Genomic DNA, 7,476 nt, shown 5'->3' on the forward strand with positions numbered 1-7,476 from the left:
AATGAGTAATTATTTTCGCCAAGCATCTGCTAATATTTGATGGCTCTGAATAGTTACAAGGAAGAGAGAAAAAACATGTCATATACAGCACTATACCGGAAATTCCGCCCGGACGCTTTTTCCGATGTCAAGGGTCAGGATCATATCGTGACGACATTGAAGAATCAGCTGCGGGCGAACCGGATCGGCCATGCGTATCTGTTCACCGGAACGAGAGGTACCGGTAAGACCACGGTGGCCAAGATTTTTGCGAAAACAGTGAACTGCGAACACCCCACAGAGGACGGCCCCTGTGGGGAATGCCGTATTTGTAAGGCAATCGCAGCGGGAGCCAGCATGAATGTCATCGAGATCGATGCGGCTTCCAACAACGGTGTGGACAATATCCGTGAGATCATCGACGAGGTATCCTATTCCCCTGCGGAGGGAAAATACAAGGTCTACATCATCGACGAGGTGCATATGCTCTCCCCCGGAGCTTTCAACGCATTGTTAAAAACGCTGGAAGAGCCGCCCTCTTATGTTATTTTTATTCTGGCGACCACAGAGGTGCACAAGATCCCCATTACGATCCTGTCCCGCTGCCAGAGATATGATTTTAAACGAATCTCCATTGATACCATCACGGATCGTATGAAGGAACTGATGGACACGGAGCAGGTACAGGTGGAGGACAGAGCTCTGCGCTACATTGCAAAAGTAGCGGACGGTTCTATGCGAGATGCCTTGAGCCTGTTGGATCAGTGTATTGCCTTCCATCTGGGCAAAGAACTGACCTACGATATGACCCTGGATGTGCTGGGGGCAGTGGATACGGAAGTGTTCAGCAGGTTGCTGCGCTTCGTCATGGACCGGAATGTGTTAGGCTGCATTGAACTGTTGGAAGAGATCGCCATGCAGGGCAGGGAGCTGGTACAGTTTGTCACGGACTTTACCTGGTATCTGCGGAATCTGATGTTGGTACAGACAGCGGATAATCTGGAGGATGTCATAGACATGTCTACGGACAATCTGGCGAATCTGAAGGAAGAAGCTTCCATGCTGTCCATGGACCAGATCATCCGCTATATTCATATTTTCTCCGAACTGTCCGGACAGATCCGCTATGCGGCGCAGAAGCGTATCCTGGTAGAGATCGCGCTGATCAAGCTGTGTAAGCCGGAGATGGAGACGGATCAGGAAGCTGTCCTGGATCGTATTCGCCAGGTGGAGGAAAAGGTCGAGAACGGTATTGTAGTCACGGCGGCCCAGATGCCTGCCGGAGCTCCCGGAGCACAGGGAGTGCCGCAGGCCGGTGTGGCAAAGCCGAAGCCACAGTTGCCGAAGGCGGTTCCCGGGGATATCCAGGAGATCGTACGGAAATGGCCGGCCATCGTGGGAAATGCAGAGAACCCCATGAAGATGTATCTGAAAAACGCCCGATTAAGTCTGGGTGGAGACAACAAGCTCATGGTGGTGTTGGAGGACGGACTGGCTTCCGATTATTTTAAGGGGGAAGCCCACGAACAGAACAAGCAGCAACTGGAAATGCTGTTGTCCGATTTTTCCAGCAAAGAGATTGAAGTGACGATCCAGACGGTGGAAAGCAGCAGAGAATTCGAAGACAACTATGTGGATCTCAGTAAGGTCATCAACATGGAGATCGATGAGGAAGAGTGATCCTGCGTGAATTTGGGATTGCGGCAGACTTGCAGATAAGGTAAGATAGAATAATAACTCAACCATATATGAGCACGTAGGACAATAGTCCGAAATGCGAATATATGTTATGATTTCGAAAGTGCGCAGCACGGAGAAATCAATTATAAATAATATGGAGGAAACAGCAACATGGCAAAAAGAGGTGGATTTCCCGGAGGCGCAATGCCCGGAAATATGAATAATCTGATGAAGCAGGCACAGAGAATGCAGCGTCAGATGGAAGAAGGACAGAAGGAACTGGAGACCAAGGAGTTCTCCGCATCCGCAGGTGGCGGAGCTGTGGAAGTGACCATCAACGGTAAAAAAGAGATCACATCCATCAAGCTGGCAGAGGAGATCGTGGATCCCGAGGATATCGAGACTCTGCAGGATGCTATCGTGGCAGCAGCCAACGAAGCACTGCGCAAGGCGGATGAAGCCAATGCAGAACTTATGGGCAAAATGACCGGAGGATTAGGAGGATTTCCTTTCTAATGGAACTCTACAGCGGACAGATCAATAAATTAATAGAAGAACTGGCAGCCCTTCCGGGGATTGGCAGTAAGTCCGCACAACGACTGGCTTTTCACCTGATCAATATGCCGAAGGACCGTGTGGACAGACTGGCAAACGTCATGATCGAAGCCAGAGCCAATGTCCGCTATTGCAAGGAATGCTATACTCTGACGGATAAGGAACTCTGCCCGGTGTGTGCGAATCCCAGACGGGATCATCGTACCATTATGGTGGTGGAGAACACCAGAGATCTGGCGGCTTATGAGAAGACCGGCAAATATGAGGGCGTTTACCATGTACTGCATGGTGCCATTTCCCCGATGCTGGGTGTGGGACCCGGTGACATCAAGCTGAAGGAACTGATGGAACGTCTGCAGGGTGATGTGGAGGAGGTCATTATCGCAACCAATTCCAGCCTGGAAGGTGAGACCACGGCAATGTATATCAGCAAGCTTATCAAGCCCACAGGAATCAAGGTGACCAGAATTGCCAGTGGTGTCCCTGTAGGAGGAGATCTGGAATATATTGATGAGGTAACATTACTCCGCGCTTTAGAGGGCAGAGTGGAATTATAGACAGTATGCATGAAATAAAAATGGATAAAAGTGGGAGGGAAAGACAATGGCAGTAACAAAAAGTTTATTTGGGAAAAGCCCGGAAGGGAAAGAGATCTCGCTGTATACCCTGAGTAATAGTAAGGGTATGAAGGCAGCGGTGACAGATCTGGGCGCTACTCTGGTGCGCGTACTGGTACCGGATGCCGCGGGCAAGGCGGACGACCTGGTGCTGGGATTTGACAATGGTGAGAGCTATTACGGCAACGACAGCTTTTTCGGCACGGTGATCGGCCCCTGTGCGAACCGTACCGGCGGTGCAGAGTATACGCTGGATGGCGTTACTTATCAGCTGGATAAAAATGACGGTGTCAACAATTTACATACCCATAAGCAACTGGGATTCCATAAGAGACTCTGGGATGCGGAGATAGGAGAGAACAGCGTGACATTTTCTCTGGAGGATGAGGATGGGCAGCTGGGATTTCCAGGCAATAAGAAGGTATCCGTAACCTACTCTCTGAGTGAAGAGAATGAGCTGACTCTGCATTACCATGCTTCCAGTGACAAGAAGACCATTATCAACCTGACCAACCATTCCTATTTCAATCTGGACGGTCACGGTGCAGGCAGCATTGAAGAGCATGAACTGTGGCTGAGAGCCTCGCACTTTACTCCGGTGGCAGCAGGATCGATCCCTACCGGTGAGATTCGTGCGGTAGCAGGCACACCCATGGATTTTACACAGCCCAAGAAGATCGGCAGAGACATCCGGGAAGATTATGAGCAGTTACTCCTGACCGGAGGCTATGACCATAATTTCGTGATCGATGGATGGAACGATGACGGTACATTACGGCATATTGCCACAGTAAAAGGCCCGAAGAGCGGCAGAGTAATGAAGGCATACACCACCCTGCCAGGAGTGCAGTTTTATGCAGGCAATTTTATTGATGTACAGCCCGGAAAAGATGGGGTGACCTACGGCAACCGCTGCGGTTTTGCATTGGAGACCCAGTATTTCCCGGATACCATTCATCATGAGAATTTCCCCTCCTATGTATTTGGCGGGGAGAACGGCAGAGAATACGATTCTGTTACCGTATATAAGTTTGAAGCATAGCTAAGAATACATAGAATATGGTGCAAACTTTGTCGAACTGTTTTTGAAGAGGTGCGACAAAGAACGCTAAAATACCTCCTGTGCGGATGCTATAGTTAGTGATAACTGATAGAAACGGCATGGGAGGTGTTTTTTGTATGGAATTACCGAAGAACATAACGCAGATCGGAGAGGCGGACAAGCACTGCAGAATCTATGTGGAAGATTATGTGGTATCTTACATAAAACAAATGAATGGAATGGCACAGAACAAGGATATTGCCATAGCATTATACGGCAGGAAGACAGCAGAGGACGGTGTGGCATATCTATTCGCCTATGGCTCCGCAAAGCTGAATTTCCTGCAGAAGCCGGTGCGGCACCTGTCCCAGGCGCAGGAACAGGAGATTGAGAAGCTGCGGAGAAAGTATTTTTCGGAAATGACCTTTTTAGGCTACCAGATACTGAATGGCGAGATGGTGGAAGGCTTCCAGATCTGCGAACAGGAGATCTGCCGTTATGTGTCGGGGTATGCGCAGTTCTATGAGAAGAATGACAGTATGCTGGCATATATGCTGGAGAACCGGGGCGAAGAGGCGGCACCGGAGAAGGTGGATCAGGAAAAATACGAAGTGGTGAAGAAACGGCAGGAGGAACGTAGACAGAGACAGGAGAGCGGAAATGCCTTCCGTGCCGCCGGACATACGGAGAATGCGCCTGTGGAATATCGCAGAGCGGTAGAGAACAGACGCAGGGAACCAGATAATATTATACCCATGCCAACGACCGGACTGCGTCGGATGAAAATGGCGGCTGCCGGTGTCTTTGTTCTGCTCTGCGTGATGGCATTGGCATTGATGCGGCAGGAAAGCACCGGAGAATCCCTGGGGGAGACAGCCAGGCAGGCCATGAGCAACCTGATGGAGCAGAAACTGCCGGATGCGGTGGAGGAACAGAGCCAGATCAGCACGCTGGTGGCGGAGGACAAGCTGGAGGATGCTCTGCGACAGGAAAATGCTGCGGCGGGAAATACTACTGGGACTGCAGCAGAGACAGTGATGCCGGAAGGCACGGAAAATGCATCAATGGATGGAACGGGAAACAGTGCTGTAGATCCGACGGAAGAAAATACGGGCAGTGTAGCGGATGGAACATCTGCGGACGGCAATGTCACAAAAAATACGACAGATGTGACGGAGGCAACAGAACAGAACACGACACAGGAAACAATACAGGATGTGACACAGACGGCAGAATCTGCAGTGGCAGAGACTCCTACAGTGGAGGCGGTTGCTCAACCCACACATTATACTATCCAGAGAGGGGACACACTGATCGGTATTTCTCTGCGGAACTACGGCAGCAACAGTAAGGTATCTGAGATCTGTTCCCTGAATGGTATCACTGACCCGGATGATATCAAGATCGGTCAGGAAATCCTTCTCCCGTAAAAAACTTATTTTCAAAAAGGGGAAGTGTGTTATACTGTAACTACATGAGCAAAAAGCAGACTGCGCCGCAGTAATTTTGCGAATGCGATTCTTAATAGTTACGATAATACATAAGGAAACAGATACATGGCAGCAGATATCAAGAATTATCTGAAGGAAAAAGAAAAGCGGCAAAAGAGTCAGGATGACTATAAGAAAAAGATCCGTAAACACCGGCTGAAAATCGTGTACCGGGTGCTGTTGGTGGTGGCGGCTTTGGGAGCGGCACTTGCTCTTGTGGTGGTACAGGCAAAGAGACATATCTATACGGGATATGACACCGTATCTTCCATTAGCCGGGAGGTCTCATCGGATGCCACAGACATACGGTTGAAAAACAGTATTCTTACATATAGTAAAGACGGCGCTCACTGTACGGATGCCAAGGGAAATGTAAAGTGGAATCAGACTTATGTGATCCAGGATGTGAAGATCGCTACTTGTGGCGATGTGGCAGCTATCGGCAGTTATAACGGCCGTGAGATCTACGTGCAGAATACGGACAAGCAACTGGGAACTATTACAACGACCATGCCGATCCGAAATATCACAGTAGCGGAAACGGGAAGAGTGACAGCGGTGCTGGCAGATACGGATGTAGCCTGGATCATGACTTACGAAGCGGACGGGACCAACAGCTATACGGGACAGGCACATATGACGGACGGAGGGTATCCGGTATCCATCAGCCTTTCACCGGACGGAGAGCTTCTGGCGATCAGTTACCTGTATGTGGATGCAGGCGTGGTAAAAAGTAATGTGACATTTTACAATTTCGGACCGGTGGGCGAGAATCAGAGCGATTATATGGTCAGCGCATATTCTTATTCCGACCTGGTCGTGCCCAAAGTGCAGTTTATGAATAATGATACAGCGTTTGCAGTAGGAGACAGCCGCCTTATGATCTATTCGGGTACCCAGAAGCCTGTGACGGCGGGAGAATACCTATATGACGACGAGATCCAGTCGATTTTCTACAGTGATAAATATGTAGGACTGGTATTCCTTTCGGACCAGGCGGAGACCAAGTACCGCATGGATGTGTACAATACTTCGGCAGCAAAGGTGGGCAGCTACTATTTTGATGTGGATTATACGGATATTTTCTTCGGGGATGATGACATGGTGATCTACAACGAATCGGAGTGCCAGATCTTTACAACGGACGGTGTGGAAAAATACCATGGCAGCTTCGGTAAGAGTGCTCGGCTTCTGCTTCCTGCAGGAGGTTCCTACAAATATTATCTGGTGACAGATAGTACAATAGATACGATACAGTTAAAATAAAGGAGTATACCAATGAATCTGAATTTATTACTGGTCATCATGGCAGTAGTATTGATCTGCATGGTGATGGACGGCTACAAGAAGGGAATGGTAAAATCTCTGATCTCTCTGATCTCCCTGCTGATTACCTGTGTGGTGCTGTTCCTGATCGGGAATGGTCTGAGCAGTTACTTTGATGGAAAGATATTCAATGTGATCCTGACAATACTGTTGCTGGCGGCAATCGGTTTGGTGCATCATCTTCTTAATATCGTATTTTTCTCGGCAAAGATGATCGTGAAACTACCTATAGTACATAGCCTGGACAAATTACTAGGTATTGTGGTTGGAATCTTAGAAACTGTTCTAATTGTTTGGACAATATACGCATTTAATATCTTCAGAGACCTGGGAACCCTGGGCCAGGTGATCGTAGATTATACCAGAGACAGCAGAATACTTACATGTTTGTATGAAAATAACTATCTGGCATATCTGGTGGAACAGCTCGGACAAAAGCTTCCGTTCTTTGTAAAATAGTAAAAAACAGAATAGAAACATGGCAAAAATCCCCTGTTTATGCGGAATTGACGTAGCAGGGGATAATTTGTGCAAAAAATTCGAAAAATAGTGTTGACAAGTACACTAGCGGATGATATACTCAGATTCGTTGTTGAGGCAATGCCGAGACAACACAACAGCTCGAAAGAAACTTGAAAAGATTTCAAAAAAGTTGTTGACAAAGTCTGACAGATATGTTAACATAAATACCTGTCACGGAAAAACAAAGTTTTCCAAGACGAAAAAGATTTCAAAAAAAAGTTGTTGACAAACGAAAGCGGTTATGATAAGATATCAGAGTTGCCGC

The 7,476-nt window shown here is 48.2% G+C and carries 7 protein-coding genes; all 7 read left to right on the plus strand.

What is annotated here, in order from left to right; all coding sequences use genetic code 11:
* Positions 1-75: 75 nt before the first annotated feature.
* Positions 76-1,659: a DNA polymerase III subunit gamma/tau gene (gene dnaX / locus DWZ61_RS14850; RefSeq protein ID WP_118539420.1), complete on the plus strand. Its 1,584-nt coding sequence runs from the start codon at positions 76-78 to the stop codon at positions 1,657-1,659.
* Positions 1,660-1,830: 171 nt separating this feature from the next.
* The gene (locus tag DWZ61_RS14855; protein ID WP_022152832.1) at positions 1,831-2,175 is read left to right on the plus strand and encodes a YbaB/EbfC family nucleoid-associated protein; all 345 of its coding nucleotides are present in this window, start codon (positions 1,831-1,833) and stop codon (positions 2,173-2,175) included.
* Entirely contained in the window at positions 2,175-2,771 is a 597-nt protein-coding gene (gene recR, locus DWZ61_RS14860) for a recombination mediator RecR (protein WP_117466360.1), read from the plus strand. Before DWZ61_RS14855 ends, recR begins: the two co-directional genes overlap by 1 nt.
* Positions 2,772-2,817: 46 nt before the next feature.
* Positions 2,818-3,873: an aldose epimerase family protein gene (locus DWZ61_RS14865; protein ID WP_118539422.1), complete on the plus strand. Its 1,056-nt coding sequence runs from the start codon at positions 2,818-2,820 to the stop codon at positions 3,871-3,873.
* 137 nt (positions 3,874-4,010) lie between these two features.
* Positions 4,011-5,303, plus strand: a complete 1,293-nt coding sequence (locus tag DWZ61_RS14870) for a LysM peptidoglycan-binding domain-containing protein (RefSeq protein WP_182427115.1) — start codon at positions 4,011-4,013, stop codon at positions 5,301-5,303.
* Between the two features lie 126 nt (positions 5,304-5,429).
* Positions 5,430-6,629: a DUF5711 family protein gene (locus DWZ61_RS14875; protein ID WP_118539426.1), complete on the plus strand. Its 1,200-nt coding sequence runs from the start codon at positions 5,430-5,432 to the stop codon at positions 6,627-6,629.
* Between the two features lie 12 nt (positions 6,630-6,641).
* Complete coding sequence (locus DWZ61_RS14880; RefSeq protein ID WP_118505653.1) at positions 6,642-7,148, plus strand: CvpA family protein; 507 nt, start codon at positions 6,642-6,644, stop codon at positions 7,146-7,148.
* Positions 7,149-7,476: the final 328 nt, after the last annotated feature.

The organism is Clostridium sp. AF34-10BH (assembly GCF_003478095.1).
In the GTDB taxonomy this organism is placed as follows: Bacteria; Bacillota; Clostridia; order Lachnospirales; family Lachnospiraceae; genus Acetatifactor; species Acetatifactor acetigignens.

What these genes read in the sequence shown, in the direction of transcription:
- dnaX (WP_118539420.1), top strand. Translation starts at nt 76, where the DNA reads ATGTCATATACAGCACTATACCGGAAATTCCGCCCGGACGCTTTTTCC.
- DWZ61_RS14855 (WP_022152832.1), top strand. Translation starts at nt 1,831, where the DNA reads ATGGCAAAAAGAGGTGGATTTCCCGGAGGCGCAATGCCCGGAAATATG.
- recR (WP_117466360.1), top strand. Translation starts at nt 2,175, where the DNA reads ATGGAACTCTACAGCGGACAGATCAATAAATTAATAGAAGAACTGGCA.
- DWZ61_RS14865 (WP_118539422.1), top strand. Translation starts at nt 2,818, where the DNA reads ATGGCAGTAACAAAAAGTTTATTTGGGAAAAGCCCGGAAGGGAAAGAG.
- DWZ61_RS14870 (WP_182427115.1), top strand. Translation starts at nt 4,011, where the DNA reads ATGGAATTACCGAAGAACATAACGCAGATCGGAGAGGCGGACAAGCAC.
- DWZ61_RS14875 (WP_118539426.1), top strand. Translation starts at nt 5,430, where the DNA reads ATGGCAGCAGATATCAAGAATTATCTGAAGGAAAAAGAAAAGCGGCAA.
- DWZ61_RS14880 (WP_118505653.1), top strand. Translation starts at nt 6,642, where the DNA reads ATGAATCTGAATTTATTACTGGTCATCATGGCAGTAGTATTGATCTGC.